Raw genomic sequence first — 14,544 nt, forward strand, 5'->3', positions numbered from 1 at the left:
CGATGCACTGGACCGGTGTTTGCGAGTGCTCCACAGGCCATCAGTCCTAGGACGCCGAGGCGTGACAGGGAACACAAAAACCGCATCAATCTTTAGAGTATTCAGATCGCAGATTTCGGTCGCGTTTTGCGCGATTCAAGCCGTTCAGACCCACGACACGGCAGGCTAAATCCCCACCACCGAACCAAACCCGTTCAAACGCCCTCGGGGCGCAATTGCTCGGCAAACTCGCTCATGTCTGCGGACGGCCCGCTTGGCCACCAGCGTTCGGGATTGTCGTATTCGTATTGAATGCGCAGCGCATAGTCCGGCTTGGTGACGTGGATCAGGCACTGAACAAATGTGCCTTCGCCGTTCTCAGCCATGTGCTCACGCAATTCCAGCAGCTTGTCGAGGAAATCACCAAAGTTGTTCATGCCGCCCGCCTCGAAACTGCCATCGGCGAAATACTGATAGCCCGAGCATTCCTCGGACCCCTCAAAAAAGGTCCCAACCAGTGCCAGGCCATGCCAACTGTCGTCGCGAACCTGGAAATTTTCCACGACCATTTCACCAACTTCGATGGTCAGATCGGCAGAGACTGCATCAGCCATGTATTATTCTCCGGTTTCATTCGCCATTTCGACGCGCGTTTCCATGTCATCCCGCGAAAGTCGTTTGTAGACCTGTTTGTCATCGTTGGAAAAGCGCTTTTGGCGGGAATAGACGACCTTGCCGGTCTTGGGGTCTTTCACGACATAGCTGACTTCGACCTTGGACGGGCGGTCGCCGTCGTATTTTGACGTCTTGATCGAGACATGCACGTCTTGACCAAGGTCAATCCAGTTCGCCATCTCGTTTTCCATGGTCTTGTAGGCGCCTTTGTTGAAATTGGCGTCCTGCGGGAACATGTTCTCCATCCCCTGATCAAGCCCGAAACGGTGCCCGATCACGTGGCCTCCTTCATCGCCGTCCTCACCCGATTTGCCGACCTTGGTCTGCGCGCTCGTTTCTTCGGCGCTGCGTTTGGCGTTCTTGTGGTATTTGCGCAAAACCGCGTGGGCCTCGGCGGTCTCGCCGCCGTCCCGCGTCAGGATGGTCATTTCGTTGTCACCATGGCCCACAACGGTCATCCCCACATCGGGGCGGTCGGCATAGGCGATAAACGTCTTGTTGCGCTCGTCAAAGAACATGCGTCCGCTGTCCGAGCCCTTGGTGCGCCGCACATAGGGTTTGCCATCCGCGCTCGCGACCCAGACGTTGCCCTTGGGCGGCTCCGGCCAGCCCAGCTTGATCCGCTGATCATCACCGGTGGTCGGCGAGGCGATAAAGCCAGCCCCCTTGGCATCCTGCAGGCGCAGCGCCTGTTGCTGCGTGGCCGCCGCCAGTTCCTGCTGGCGCAGTTTGATCTGCCCGATTTCATCCGGGGTGAGGGTCGCCCCTTCGGTTTCCAGCCGTTTGGCGAGCATCTGGCTTTCGCTGGCGATCTTGTCGATTTCCAGCTTGGCTTCCCAACCTGCCGTGCCCCGTTTGGGGGCCGGGGTGTCGCCCAACAGGTCTTTCAGCCGTGCCGTCAGCGCACCCGAGGCCTCGATCTGGCGGCCCACACCGGTGTGCAGGTCCAGCATGTCCTTGTTGACCGGCCCCGCCCCGGTTTCGATCCGCACATTGCCCAGCTTGCCGCCATCCATGTCATAGGCAACCCGGATTTCACCCGGCGCCATGTCAGGCAGCGTGTTGACCGGATAGGGCGATCCCGTTTCGGCCATGTTGGCCATCTTGTTGAAACTGGTGGCATCCTTCATCTGCGCGCCGCTGGCGCGGGTGCTGACGGCTGCCATGCCGCCCCAGAATGCCATGCTCAGCAACTGCGTCGCGCGATCACCGCCACTCATATTGTCCCAATGGGTGTAAAGCTGCAGCGCCTGATCGCCCATGGCCGTCGCGTCCATCGCATCCGCGCTCAACTGCAGCGCCGCTGTGCCCTTGGCGGCGGTCGAGGACACCTTGGCCCCCGAACTGACCAGCCGGGCCGAGCGCACAGCCGCGCCCATCGCCCCGATCGACAGCGCCCCTGCCCCGGCCTCCAGCCAGTTGCCACGCACGTTGGGATTGCTGAGATCGGTGATGTCCGTGCCCCGCTGGTGATCATCATACAGCCGCTCGCCCGCGCGCCCGACCTGCCAGAGGGCCGCACCGCCACCCGCAACAACCAGCGGCGTGGCCAGCCCGCCTGTGGTCGCGATGGCGACCACACCGACCGTGATGCCGACCCCAAGTGCGACACCGTCGCCGACCCACGCGATCCACTCCCAGATCGTGTCCTTCACACAGGGCGTGTTGACCGTCACCATCTTGGCGCCCAGCACCAGCCCGTCCGGATAGGTCATCTTGCCCGGCGGCAGTTCATTGAGGCTCAGCCACTTGTCCACGCCATCGTATTTCTTGCCGCTGGTGTCGACGAAACAAGGGCCACCATCGCGTTCAAGGCGGAACACCTTGGTGTTTATGACGCCGATTTCCTTGTTGGTCACAACCACCGGAATAACGGACATCTTGGCCGGATCGCCGCCCTGCGTCTTGACCATGCCTGCAATGGCATCAAGTGCGGGATTGGCCCCGTAATAGTCGTGGTTCAGCCCGGCCTCGCGGCGGGCCTCACGCTCGGCCTCCGTCTCGTTTTCGCCGGGCAGGTTGTCCGGTGACAGGCCCAACGCCTGCCCGATGGTGTTGCGCAGGGCGGCATCCTGACCGGGGCCGGTGGGCAGCTCCTTGGGCTCGGTCCCGCGCCCCTCGTATTGCGCCATGATCGGGCCCGCCGCCAATTGGCTCACGATCTCGCTTTCCCAGCCATCCGCCAGGGCCTCGACGGTGAAATTCGGATCGGCCGCCGCCTGCGCCAATATCCACATCTTGAGGTCCGGGCGGACCTTTTCGCCGCACATCATCTCTTGCACGGCATCGCTGTCCATGATCGCCTCAAGGCGCTTGGCCGTCGCCTCGGGATCATCGCCGCCATTGACCTGTGCCAGCGCCTTGGCCATCGAGGCGCGATAGGCGTCGTTGTCCAGATCATCGGGCGTGGTCGCCATGTAAAGCGCGCCAACCATCTTGTCGGCGGCCACCGGATCAACGCTGCCATCGCCCACGACATCAAGCAGTGCCTTTTGGCGATCACGCGACAGGCTGTCGCCGTCCACACCCGCCGCATAGCGGCCCAGATAGCCCTCAACCCCTTGAAAAGCCTCAACAGCTGCGGCCGGATCAAGATCAATGGCCTGCAACAACATGCCCGCCTCGGCGCGCGACGCATCCGGATCGCTCAGCAACGTCCCGCCGCGCGCGAAATGACGGGCATCGCCGGCCTCACCATTGGCAAAGGCCATGGCCAGCGCCTTGCGGGCTTGCGGATTGTCCTCGATCCCCGACACCGCTTCGGATACGTTTTCCTCGCTCCCGGCACGTTTCCACATCTGCGCCACGCGGTCAGACAGATAGACCATCTGCGCCTCACTGAGCGTGCCAAGGTCCGACTTCCCGTTCAGCGCCTCGGCCAGATATTCGCCGCCCTCATCATCCCACAACTGCCAGCCGTTTTCCGCATTGCCGAACTTTTCGGCCCATGCATCAATGCGCGCCTTGTCTGCGCTCGACACCTGATCGGCCATTTTTTCAACCAGCGTCGGGCCCTGATCAAACAGGCTGACGGGTTTGTAGACCTGTCTGGGCTTGGCGATCTTGACGTTGACCAGCCGGTCCTGCAGCAGCTTGAGGGTCTTGGCGGCCCGCTCATCATCCGTGCCGATGGCGCCGTCGATGGTGGCAAACAACTGTTCGAACATCGCCCGTTGCTTGTCGTTCAGCTTGTCCACGATCCCGCGATAGGCAGACCGGGCAGCGGCCAGTTCCTTTTCAAAACGGCTCGGCCCCTCGCCTTCGACCGGGGCGGGCTGCGCGGCCAGCACAACCGGGGCACCTGTGCGCTGCTCGACAGCACCCGCAGCACGCGCCAGATAGGTCTCGGCCAGGTCGCCCTTGCCTTGGGCCACCAGCGTGTCGATCTTGCCAAGGGCCTGATCCAGCTTGGCTTTTTGCTCGGGTGTCAGCGCCTCGGCATTGGCCTCGATCGAACCCTTGATTTCGCTCAGATCACCTTGCAATTGCGCTTTGTTCAGCCGGGATGGCGGCACCTCTTCGACATCGCCGTCTTGTGTCGTCCCATCCGGCAGCGCAATGCGCACCTTCATGGCAACCCCTTGGGCCATCAGGTCTTTCTGCGCCAGCTTGGCAAAGGTCTGGGGCGGTTTGTCCTCGCAGGTCAGCAGCAATATCTTGCCCTGTACCGTCAGAACGCCCACCGCACCCTTGGTGCCACCCCCGGCCTCCTTGGCCTTGCGACGCACCACATCGACAGGCATGCGCGGATGCGCACGCAACACCAGACCCTCTTTGCCGATCAGCCACGCGGCATTCATGGGACGTTTGCGCGCCTTGGCCACCAGTTCCTTAACGTCGATGCCAGAGACCGGCTCGTCGTCCTCCTCGGCCACAACAGGCGCCTCAACCTGCGTCTCGACCGGCGCGTCCTTGACCTTGGCCGGCGGCTCTACGCGCGTTTCCGCAACCTTTTTCGGGGCCGGTTCCGGATCGGGCGCAGGCGCGGGTTTGGGGGCCGGTGGTGCCTTTGCTTCGACTTCGGCTTCCGCAGCGTCGTCCGGCGCCGCCGCATCCTTGGGACCCAAGAAGTTGAATTTGATCTGCTGACCGCGTTCCTTGAGGTAGGTCTTGAAGGATTTGTCGAGGACCGGCGCCGGGTCGTCCTCGCAGGTCAGCGTCAGGCAGGAATTGGCAAAATGCATCGACCCGCACGCGCCTTTGCCACCGCCCTTTTTCTTGCCAGCGGTCCACAGCGCCTTTGAGGATTTGGTGACATCGGCTTCAAAAATGGGGCCGTCTTTTCCGATCAGGAAGGCAAAGTTGATCGGCTTGCTTTTCGCTTTTCCCAACAGTGCGCCAAGCGCCTTCTTTTCTTCCTTGATATCAATACCGGCCAATTGCCTACCCCCCAACGTCACAATACCGGCAAAGTAAACCATGACGGGAAATCGGCGACAATCCCCCTGATTTCCGGAGGGCTTGGCGTCAGCGCGCGATTTGTCTGTCCGGATGGCGGGCGCTAGTGACAGATGATCGCCCCTGCGGTTAGGGTCTTGGCATGACAGAGAAAAACACGCCCCGCTTTGCCGCCCGTCTCAATGCCTTCAAGATCGGGGCGGGCGCGTACTGGCCTGGCAAGAACACGATCACCACCGCCGATCTGCTGGCCCGCGCCGCCACCGCCGGGCTGAATGCGGCCGATCTGAACTATCCCGATCATTTCGAACAGGACCGTCCCGGCGACCTTGTGCGCGTACTTGATGACAACGGCATGGTGCTCAATGGCATGGCGATGCGCTATTACACCGATCCCGGCTATAAACTTGGCGCTTTCACCCATCCCGACGCCACGATCCGCCGCGCCGCCATTGACGAAACCAAGCGCGGCCTTGACGTGCTGGCCGAGATGGGCGGGAACCTCATGACCCTGTGGATGGGGCAGGACGGGTTCGATTATTCCTTCCAGATGGACTACGCCCGCGCCTGGGCCCACACGATCGAGGCGATGGCCGAGGTCGCCGATCACAACCCGGCCCTCGACATCGCGCTGGAATACAAACCGAATGAGCCCCGCGCCTTTGCCCTGATGCCCGATGCCGCCACCACTCTGCTCGCCATCAAAGAGGTGGGCCGCCCCAATACCGGCGTCACGCTCGACTTCGCCCATGTGCTCTATGCCGACGAAATGCCCGCCTTCGCCGCCGCCCTCGTCGCACGCCATTCCCGCATTCTCGGGGTCCATCTGAACGACGGCTACGGCAAGTGGGACAACGGGCTGATGGTGGGCGCGGTGCACCCGATCCAGACCGTCGAACTGCTCGTGGAACTGACCCGCATCGGCTATGACGGCGCGCTCTATTTCGACACATTCCCGGACCACTCCGGCCTTGACCCGGTAGAGGAGGCCCGCACCAATATCGAGGTGGTCACCCGCCTGCGCAGCATCGCTGATGGGCTTGTGGCCAACGCCGATCTGACCGCCGCCATCGCCCGTCAAGACGCCCCCATGGCCATGCGCATCGTGCAAGGCGCAATGCTGCGATGAGCGTTCTGGTCGTCGGATCGCTGCATCTCGATGTGGTGCTGCGCGCACCCCACCTGCCGCGCGTGGACGAAACGGTCACCGGCAGCGCCGTCACTTACGTCTTTGGCGGCAAGGGTGGCAATCAGGCGCTGGCGGCAGCGCGCATGGGGGGCCGCACCCACTTCGCTGGCCGCGCCGGGTCAGACCGTTTCGGCGACATGCTGCGCGAGACATTGCAGACCAGCGGCATCGACCTCAGCCAGTTGCAGCACGACACCGGCCCCAGCGGGATGAGCGCGGCGATCCTCAATGCCGACGGAGACTACGGCGCGGTGATCGTCTCAGCCGCGAACCTCAACATCGACGCAGAGCAGATCCACATCCCCACCGGCACCACGCTCGTCCTATTGCAAAATGAAATCCCCGAGGCCGTAAACCTCGCCATCGCACAAAAAGCCCGCGATGCAGGCGCGCAGGTCTGGCTGAACGCCGCCCCCGCACGACTCCTGCCCGATGACCTCATCGGACTGATCGATCTGCTGATCTTGAACCGGGTCGAGGCCGATTTCTATTCCAACGAAACCCGATTTGCGAAAATTCTCACCACGCTCGGCGCGCAAGGCGTGGTGTTCGAGGGCAACGACCACCCGGCCCCCAAGGTCAAAGCGCACTCAAGCCACGGCGCAGGCGACATGTTCGTCGGCGCGCTGGCCGCGCAGGTCGATGCAGGGAAAACACTCCCCGAGGCGATCGACTTTGCCCAAGCCGCCGCCGCGCTGCATGTCGCCTCAGACGATGTCGCGCGCGCAACGCTCAGCGCCAAAAAGGTCGCAACCTTCCTCAACGCTCAATCCAACCGGTAAAACCGCGCCGCCGCCCCGCCAAAAACCTCGACCCGTTCGGCCTCGGTCAAATGGCTGGTCAGCCTCTGCGCCAGCCCATGCCAATTGCCATATTCCGCTTGCAAACGGCACACCGGCCAGTCCGACCCCCACATGACACGCTCCGCCCCAAAAGCCTGCAAAACATGCGCAGCAAAGGGGCGCAGATCGTCCACATCCCACCCATCATCGGCCTCAGTCACAAGGCCGGAAAACTTGCAATATCCGCGCGTCTGCTCCGCCAGCGCCGACATGCCATCCGCCCACTCGGAAAACGCATCGCGCCCTGCGCGCTGGTCACGTATCTGCGGCTTCATGCAGTGATCATAGACCACGCGCATCTCGGGATAGCGCTGCACCAGCGTCAGGAAATTCCCCAGATGCCGAGGGAAACCAAGCGCGTCAAAGGTCAGGTCCAGATCGATCAGCGCCGCATAAGCCCATTGCACGTCATCGCGCAGCATCCAGTTCACATTCGCAATGTCCTGGATCATCGGACGCACACCAAGAAACTTGGGATGCGCAGCCAGACGCTTCAGATGCGCGAAATCGCCGGGATCCTCGAAATTTACCCAACCCACCACGCCCTTGATCATGGGCGCGGCATCGGCAAGGCCCAGCATATACTCGGTCTCATGCACGCTGGCAGCGGCCTGCACCAGCACCGTGCCCTCGATCCCATGTTCCGCCAGAACAGGTGCCAAATCCGCAGGGCCATAGGCCCGGTTCAGCACCGCATTGTCCTGCGGCATCCAGTCATAATCACCGCGCAAGGGCTGCCAGAAATGCTGATGGGCGTCGATTTTCACGTCGGCGCATCCTCTCGCAGCAGCCCCTTGGCCTTGAGGTCCGACCAGAGGGCCGCAGGAATCTCCGCCTGAGCAGCCTGCAAATTGCCTGCTATCTCACTCTGCCCCTGCCCGCCGGGAATGACCGTGACATGGGCCTGGTGCAGCAGCGGAAACTGAAAGGCCGCATCGACCAGCCGCACACCGTGATCGGCACAGGTGGCCTCGATTGCGGCGACCTTGTCCAGCACGTCTTGCGGTGCCAGATCATAGTTGTAATAGGCCCCCTGCCGCGCGCCCGTGGCCAAAATCCCAGAATTATAGGGCCCGCCGGTCACGATCCCGATGCCACGCGACTCACAAAGGGGCAGAAAGCTGTCCAGCGCGGTCTGTTCCAGCAGCGTATAGCGCCCGGCCAGCAGGAACAGGTCGAAATCGCCCCGCTCGGCCAGCGTCTGGCACACCTCCCATTCGTTGATGCCGCCGCCGATGGCCTTGATCACCCCCTGATCGCGCAGGGACACCATCGCATCATAACCGCGCCCGCCGAAAAACTCCTCGATCCGCATGTCGGACACTTCCTTGGAGCCATGGGAAAAGATGCACAGATCATGGACATAGAGGATATCGATCCGGTCCACCCCAAGGCGCGAAAACGAATGCTCGAACGAGCGCATGACCCCGTCGTAGGTATAATCATATTGCTCGCGGCGGCAGGGCACCTCGAACCATTTGCCGATCCCCGACCGATGCTCGGGCGCGCAGGCCTGCATCAGACGACCGACTTTTGAGGATAGCACATATTCATCGCGTGGCTTGCCGCGCAGGAACGGGTTCAGCCGCGTTTCCGACAGCCCCATCCCGTAAAGCGGCGCGGTGTCGTAATACCGCACGCCCCCGTCCCAGGCCGCATCCAGTGTGGCGCGCGCCTCTTCGTCCGTGATCGCCTTGTACAGATTACCCAGAGGCGCAGTGCCGAACCCCAGTTCGGTGAACGTCACCCCGCCATTGCCCAACCGATCCCAGTGCCGCGTTTTCAAAGCCATCTGTCTCTCCTTTGTGTTGTCGCGGACACTAACCCACATTTCCTTTGCGTGAACAGGGACCTGACCATAAAGTTGAACGGGGGGAGGCTGCGTCATGACAGCGAATTTCGAACGGGTGTTCGGGCAGAAAAAGCCTGTCATCGGGATGGTGCATCTGGGCGCACTGCCCGGCACACCGCTCTATGACCCGGCCCTAGACCTCGTGGCTACCGCCCGCGCCGACCTGCTTGCGCTGCAGGCCGCAGGCTTTGATGCCGTGATGTTCGGCAACGAAAATGACCGCCCTTACGAATTCAAGGTCGACACCGCCTCGACCGCGACCATGGCGGCGATCATCGGCGCGCTGAAATCCGAGACCACTGTGCCTTTTGGTGTGAACGTGCTGTGGGACCCGATGGCAAGTGTCGCCCTGGGCGCAGCCACCGGAGCCGCCTTCGTGCGCGAGATTTTCACCGGCACCTATGCCTCCGACATGGGGGCGTGGACCCCGGATGCGGGTGCGGCAATGCGCTATCGCAACCGCTTGGGGCGCGCGGATATGGCGATGCTGTTCAATGTCTCGGCTGAATTCGCCCACAGCCTCGATCAACGCCCCCTGCCCGACCGCGCGCGCAGTGCTGTGTTTTCCTCGGTCCCCGATGCCGTTCTGGTGTCCGGCCAGATCACCGGAGAGGCGGCGGCTTTGTCGGACCTCGAGGCGGTCAAGGCCGTCCTGCCCGACATCGCCGTGATGGCCAATACAGGGGTTAAGCACGATACGGTAGCGGATGTGCTCTCCATTGCCGATGGCTGCATCGTCGGCTCATCGCTCAAGGTGGACGGCGACACATGGAACGCCATCGACCCCGACCGGGCGCGCGATTTCATGGACCGGGTGCGGGCGGTGCGCGGATGAAGGAACGGATCAAAACCGACCTGCTCGATTTGATGCTGGTGCCGGGTCTGTCCGGCCACGAGGACCGCATACGCCGCGCCATACGCACGCGGCTGGAAGCCATGGGGATCACCACCCAAACAGACCGCCTCGGCAACCTCTGTGCCAGCTTCCCGGGGACAGGGCCCAGCGTGATGCTCTTCACCCACATGGACCAACTCGGCTTTGTCGTGCGCCGGATCGAAGCCGACGGCCTCATCCGCCTTGAACGGCTTGGCGGTGTGCCCGAACGCGCGCTCGCCGCCCAGGAAGTGCTGATTTGCGTCGGCGAAGGGCGCGATGTCCCCGGCGTCATCGCCAACAAAAGCCACCACGCCACCACCCCGGCCGAGAAATACACCGTCACGCCTTATGCCGACCTCTACGTCGACACCGGCCTCACCTCGGCTGCAGAAGTCGAGGCCGCAGGCATCCGCATCGGCGCGCCCGTCATCTACGCCCCACGCGCCACGGCGCTCGCAGGTGACCGCATCATGGGCACCAGCGTCGACGACCGCGCAGGCTGCGCCGTGCTGCTCGAACTCGCACGCCACCTGAAGGAGCGCAAAAGCGGCCCGCCCGTCCACCTCGCCTTCACCGTGCTCGAAGAGTTCAACCTGCGCGGCGCGCTGCCCCTCGCCCAATCCCTGCAACCCGATATCGCCATCCAGCTCGACCTGATGCTCGCCACTGACACGCCCGACATGGCCGCGCGCGGCGACATGGTGCTGGGGGGCGGGCCGGGCATCAGCCTTTATTCCTTCCACGGGCGCGGCACGCTCAACGGCGTGATCCCGCACCCGGCGATGGTCGCCCTGTTCGAACGCAGCGCAGAGGCACAAAACATCCCCCTGCAACGCAGCGCGCAAGTCGGCGTGCTGACGGATCTGTCCTACGTCCAACTGGTCGGCGGCGGGGTCGCCTCCATCGATGTGGGCTACCCGATGCGCTACTCCCACTCAGCGCGCGAAGTCTGCGATCTGAACGATCTGGTGGCGCTGACGCAGTTGCTCGACGCCGCCCTCACCGCCATCACCCCCGAATTCTCACTCGACAGGGATGACTACACCTGATGGCCTACACGCTTGGTATCGACATCGGCACCTATGAAACCAAGGGCGTTCTGGTCGATGAAACCGGCACCATCCACGCCCAGGCCGCACACGGGCACAAGATGCTGGTGCCGCACCCCGGCTGGGCCGAACACCGACCCGAAGAAGACTGGTGGGGCGATTTCGTACACGTCACACGCGCGCTCTTGGCCGACAGCGGCATCGACCCGACCGAGATCAAATGCGTCGCCTCCAGCGCCATCGGCCCCTGCATGCTGCCCGTGGACAGCGCCGGCAAACCGCTGATGAACGGGGTGCTTTACGGCGTCGATGGCCGGGCCGAGGCGGAAGTGCGCGAACTGACGGACCGCATCGGCGAGGACACGATCATCGCGCGCTGCGGCAACGCGCTCACCTCGCAATCGGTGGGCCCCAAAATCCTGTGGCTGAAACGTACCCGCCCCGAACTCTACGCCCAGACCGCTCATATTCTCACCTCCACCAGCTTCCTCGTGCAGCGCCTCACGGGCGAGGTCGTCATCGACCACTACACCGCAGCCAATTTCTCGCCGCTCTATGACGTGACAACGCAAACCTGGGTCGACGATCTGGCCGACGACATTATCGCCCTCGACAAGCTCCCGCGCCTCCTCTGGTCCAACGAGATCGCCGGGCAGATCACGCAACAGGCCGCCACCGAAACCGGCCTCGCAGCAGGCACACCCGTCACCGCAGGCACCATCGACGCGGCGGCCGAGGCGTTCTCGGTCGGCGTCGATGCCCCAGGCGACATGATGATGATGTACGGCTCGACCATCTTCATCATCCTGCGCGCCGCCACCCGCCTGGCCGATGCGCGCATCTGGTACGCGCCGTGGCTCTTTGAGGGCGAACATGCCTCGATGGCGGGGCTTGCGACCTCAGGCACCCTCACCCACTGGTTCCGCGACCAGATCGCACGCGATCTGGACCCAACCGACGCGTTCCCCGCCCTGGCACAAGAGGCCGCAGCCTCGCCCCCCGGCGCAAATGGCCTGCTGATGCTGCCCTATTTCTCGGGCGAGCGCACACCGATCCACGATGTCCACGCCAAGGGCGCCCTCTTCGGGCTGAACCTGACCCACACCCGCGGCGACCTCTACCGCGCCCTGATCGAAGGCATCGCCCACGGCACCCGCCACGTGACCGACACGTTTGCAGAACTGGGCCAACGACCCAGGCGCCTGCTGGCCGTGGGTGGCGGCACCAAGAACGCGCTGTGGCTGCAAGCCACCTCAGACATCACCGGCATCGACCAGATCGTCTGCGAAAAGACGACGGGGGCAAGCTACGGCGACGCGTTCCTCGCCGCCCTCGCGGTGGGCTTGGTGGAGCGCGACGACATAGCGAAATGGAACCCGGCGGTAGAGACAATCCGCGCAGAGCCAAGCGCAGTCTATGACGAAGCGCATGGATTGTTCCGCCGCCTCTATGCACAAACCAAGGATATCGCGGCAGAGTTAGGCTAGTCGCAGGCCCAACACATACCCGTAGGGCGGGTTTCCAACAACGCACCACCCAGCCCGGTCTCAAGCCGAAGGCGCCGGGCAATCCACTGCCAGGCAGGCGGTTTGGCTTTGGCCAAATCTGCCGAGAGGGATCAGCCCGTCCCGTCGCACCGCACGTGCGCCAAAAACAGGACGGCATACCGTTGGCATGACGGGATGGCGATATGGTTTCCGTCGCGAACGGCGGATCGGGAAGATGTACTTGGCAGCCATAAAGCGCTGTAGCGGCCAAGTCGGCTCGCCACCCCACGGGCTGCTGATGGCCCGGTTCACGTTGGCGCGCGGGTCAGGGCGGGTTTGGGTTTTCAAAATACTTACAAAGGTCAGCTTTGCGGGACTTTTCGGCCGTTCACACAGAACAGTTCAACGACCGCTTTCCGTCCCACAGCGGACCTTAGGCAAGCTGCAGCGAACGGCAGGAAAAACCAAAGGCCGCCAACTATCTTTTTTCAATCTTACCGAAAGGGAGGCTCTACCTGCTTCCGCGGACAATCAGAAAAATTTACTTGGTTTCCTAGACACCAAATTTTCGTCTTATCGAGGAAAACTTCGCGTTCTGCGGCCAACCTTTTGTTGGTTTGCCATATTGCCAATTACGTCGAGCCGCCCGGTTGCCTGTTCGATTAAACACCGAAACACTTCCATCCTCTTTGACGCTGGGCTCCCAACTGCAAGCAGCATTCGAACCTACTTTGTTTACGCGTGTGCGACTGATGTCCATCGCGTAGGTTGCTTGGTCGATACAAATGTTTCCCTGTGAGAGTGCGCTTTTTGAAGGTGCCCAAGTGCCCAGCAATAGCACCTCGTCTTTTCCTGAGACCACGAAACCTTGGTATTGACCATCGGCTCTAAAGTAGAGGGACATCTGCGCACCCGGAGCTTCTGGCAGTGAGAACGTGAAGGAGTTGCCAGCAAAAACATTTCTGGCAGACTCGATCGAAGACGTTCCGGTTGGTTGCGGTGAGGATTGCGATTGGGTTTCGGGTACCGTGCACGCAGCCAGTGTAAAACAAAGCAGCACAGTGCATCGTGAGATAAAAGTAGTCATAAAATAGTATTCCTAGCTTGAGGCAAAGAGCACGACACTAGAAGACTATTGTCTTTACGCAAGGCATAACTTTCGGGAACTGAGGGTCCAATCCGGCCGGAAGGCCCGGTGCGTCCTCAGTTCAGTTTTTTGTGCCCGGCGAAACGAATGGCCGGTTTGCCGACCTTTGAACCAAATGCAGTGCTCCAGATGATGTCAGCTTTGGGGCTCTTTGCTGACTTTAGCTATGTCACCACTCAGCACATAGATCGGACTCAAGCGCGAAGCGCGCCGATCCATTGCCAGTCTGCCCTGTCGCCCCAAAAGTGCGCCGATGATAGATCGGCATGCTTTTGGCATGACGGGCTGGCGATATGGCTCAGCTTGGCGCGACAGGGCAGCGACGCAATATCCTCGATCCATAAACCGCCCGGGAAACAGCGCACCTGCGCCATCCCGCGGACTGGCAATGGTTCGGCTCCCGTTCGCAAAGATGCGGGCGGTTAATCAAGATTTGATTGGAAAGGCCGCCACACGCACACGTCCAAATCCAGACATCTTGCCCGTTTCAACGGATCCTCAGTTCAGCGCCTCGGTGTCACCGAGGGTTACAGTCCCTGTATGGATCACCCCATCTGTGCGCGTCATCGACAGTGCGTCGCCCTCAAGAACAAACGTCTCATAGCAATGGGTTTCCCATCCGTCCCAGGCCCAACAGATCGTATTGCCGGCTATTTTCCATTCCCCTCCGGCGTCAAAGGCGGCTTTGGAGCGTTGCACAAACCGGGACTTAAACCGACCGTCGCCAGCGTGATAAAACCAGAATTCTGATCCGTCCGCATTCGTGCCGCTCCACGTAGCACCTATCAGCCGCTCCGAGGCCGCTTCCGGTCCGATCTCCTCAGCCGAGGCCGGTGTTCCGATCAGGATGGAAAGAACGATAGCCAAGCGGCCAATCTTCGACATTTATCTATGCTCCATCAGAAAAAAGACGTCTGTTCCGCGGTCGCTCCAACTGCCAAGAGGCCTTTCGCACCTCACCCAGCAGATGCCCGCATCACGCGACAGGAGTCGACGATGAAACGCGCTCCACGGCCTCCACAAACCTGAACAAACGGTTAAAACGCCTC

The 14,544-nt window shown here is 62.0% G+C and carries 12 protein-coding genes; 5 read left to right on the plus strand and 7 right to left on the minus strand.

Annotation, left to right across the window (positions count from 1 at the left end):
- Positions 1-194 precede the first annotated feature (194 nt).
- Together Q1A89_RS15820 and Q1A89_RS15825 are read right to left on the minus strand one after the other, a co-directional pair.
- Positions 195-593, minus strand: coding sequence for a hypothetical protein (locus tag Q1A89_RS15820; protein ID WP_299730324.1), 399 nt, complete (start codon positions 591-593; stop codon positions 195-197).
- Between the two features lie 3 nt (positions 594-596).
- Positions 597-5,033 carry a DUF4781 domain-containing protein gene (locus tag Q1A89_RS15825; protein WP_299730326.1) on the minus strand — a complete coding sequence of 1,479 codons (4,437 nt, stop codon included), beginning with the start codon at positions 5,031-5,033 and terminating at the stop codon, positions 597-599.
- 161 nt (positions 5,034-5,194) lie between these two features.
- Here Q1A89_RS15825 and Q1A89_RS15830 point away from each other — a divergent pair, with 161 nt between their 5' ends.
- A complete protein-coding gene (locus Q1A89_RS15830) occupies positions 5,195-6,181 on the plus strand; it encodes a sugar phosphate isomerase/epimerase family protein (protein WP_299730328.1) in 987 nt (328 codons plus the stop codon).
- Positions 6,178-7,023 (plus strand): PfkB family carbohydrate kinase, encoded by an 846-nt coding sequence (locus Q1A89_RS15835; RefSeq protein ID WP_299730331.1) that lies wholly within the window; start codon positions 6,178-6,180, stop codon positions 7,021-7,023. The genes Q1A89_RS15830 and Q1A89_RS15835 overlap by 4 nt, the downstream gene beginning before the upstream one ends.
- On the opposite strand, the gene Q1A89_RS15840 is transcribed toward Q1A89_RS15835, so the two are convergent.
- Positions 7,008-7,850 carry an amidohydrolase family protein gene (locus Q1A89_RS15840; RefSeq protein ID WP_299730333.1) on the minus strand — a complete coding sequence of 281 codons (843 nt, stop codon included), beginning with the start codon at positions 7,848-7,850 and terminating at the stop codon, positions 7,008-7,010. The genes Q1A89_RS15835 and Q1A89_RS15840 overlap by 16 nt on opposite strands.
- Positions 7,847-8,875 carry an aldo/keto reductase gene (locus Q1A89_RS15845; protein ID WP_299730335.1) on the minus strand — a complete coding sequence of 343 codons (1,029 nt, stop codon included), beginning with the start codon at positions 8,873-8,875 and terminating at the stop codon, positions 7,847-7,849. The genes Q1A89_RS15840 and Q1A89_RS15845 overlap by 4 nt, the downstream gene beginning before the upstream one ends.
- A 94-nt stretch (positions 8,876-8,969) precedes the next feature.
- Between Q1A89_RS15845 and Q1A89_RS15850 the strand changes: the two genes are divergently transcribed.
- The 3 genes from Q1A89_RS15850 to Q1A89_RS15860 are packed head-to-tail and all read left to right on the plus strand — an operon-like array spanning position 8,970 to position 12,348.
- Positions 8,970-9,770: a BtpA/SgcQ family protein gene (locus Q1A89_RS15850; protein WP_299730338.1), complete on the plus strand. Its 801-nt coding sequence runs from the start codon at positions 8,970-8,972 to the stop codon at positions 9,768-9,770.
- Positions 9,704-10,861: a M20/M25/M40 family metallo-hydrolase gene (locus tag Q1A89_RS15855; protein ID WP_299730341.1), complete on the plus strand. Its 1,158-nt coding sequence runs from the start codon at positions 9,704-9,706 to the stop codon at positions 10,859-10,861. Before Q1A89_RS15850 ends, Q1A89_RS15855 begins: the two co-directional genes overlap by 67 nt.
- Positions 10,861-12,348: an FGGY-family carbohydrate kinase gene (locus tag Q1A89_RS15860; RefSeq protein ID WP_299730344.1), complete on the plus strand. Its 1,488-nt coding sequence runs from the start codon at positions 10,861-10,863 to the stop codon at positions 12,346-12,348. Before Q1A89_RS15855 ends, Q1A89_RS15860 begins: the two co-directional genes overlap by 1 nt.
- 553 nt (positions 12,349-12,901) lie before the next feature.
- Here Q1A89_RS15860 and Q1A89_RS15865 read toward each other — a convergent pair.
- From Q1A89_RS15865 to Q1A89_RS15875, 3 genes are all read right to left on the minus strand, one after another.
- Complete coding sequence (locus Q1A89_RS15865) at positions 12,902-13,435, minus strand: hypothetical protein (protein WP_299730347.1); 534 nt, start codon at positions 13,433-13,435, stop codon at positions 12,902-12,904.
- A gap of 254 nt (positions 13,436-13,689) precedes the next feature.
- Positions 13,690-13,869, minus strand: a complete 180-nt coding sequence (locus Q1A89_RS15870; protein WP_299730350.1) for a hypothetical protein — start codon at positions 13,867-13,869, stop codon at positions 13,690-13,692.
- A 124-nt stretch (positions 13,870-13,993) separates the two neighbouring features.
- Positions 13,994-14,380 (minus strand): hypothetical protein, encoded by a 387-nt coding sequence (locus Q1A89_RS15875; protein ID WP_299730353.1) that lies wholly within the window; start codon positions 14,378-14,380, stop codon positions 13,994-13,996.
- Between the last annotated feature and the right edge of the window lie 164 nt (positions 14,381-14,544).

It is taken from the genome of uncultured Tateyamaria sp., assembly GCF_947503045.1.
Lineage (GTDB): Bacteria > Pseudomonadota > Alphaproteobacteria > Rhodobacterales > Rhodobacteraceae > Tateyamaria.

Excerpts from the sequence above, each read along its gene's own strand:
- Q1A89_RS15820 (WP_299730324.1), bottom strand. The coding sequence starts at position 593 with ATGGCTGATGCAGTCTCTGCCGATCTGACCATCGAAGTTGGTGAAATG.
- Q1A89_RS15830 (WP_299730328.1), top strand. The coding sequence starts at position 5,195 with ATGACAGAGAAAAACACGCCCCGCTTTGCCGCCCGTCTCAATGCCTTC.
- Q1A89_RS15835 (WP_299730331.1), top strand. The coding sequence starts at position 6,178 with ATGAGCGTTCTGGTCGTCGGATCGCTGCATCTCGATGTGGTGCTGCGC.
- Q1A89_RS15845 (WP_299730335.1), bottom strand. The coding sequence starts at position 8,875 with ATGGCTTTGAAAACGCGGCACTGGGATCGGTTGGGCAATGGCGGGGTG.
- Q1A89_RS15850 (WP_299730338.1), top strand. The coding sequence starts at position 8,970 with ATGACAGCGAATTTCGAACGGGTGTTCGGGCAGAAAAAGCCTGTCATC.
- Q1A89_RS15855 (WP_299730341.1), top strand. The coding sequence starts at position 9,704 with ATGGAACGCCATCGACCCCGACCGGGCGCGCGATTTCATGGACCGGGT.
- Q1A89_RS15860 (WP_299730344.1), top strand. The coding sequence starts at position 10,861 with ATGGCCTACACGCTTGGTATCGACATCGGCACCTATGAAACCAAGGGC.
- Q1A89_RS15865 (WP_299730347.1), bottom strand. The coding sequence starts at position 13,435 with ATGACTACTTTTATCTCACGATGCACTGTGCTGCTTTGTTTTACACTG.
- Q1A89_RS15870 (WP_299730350.1), bottom strand. The coding sequence starts at position 13,869 with ATGGCGCAGGTGCGCTGTTTCCCGGGCGGTTTATGGATCGAGGATATT.
- Q1A89_RS15875 (WP_299730353.1), bottom strand. The coding sequence starts at position 14,380 with ATGTCGAAGATTGGCCGCTTGGCTATCGTTCTTTCCATCCTGATCGGA.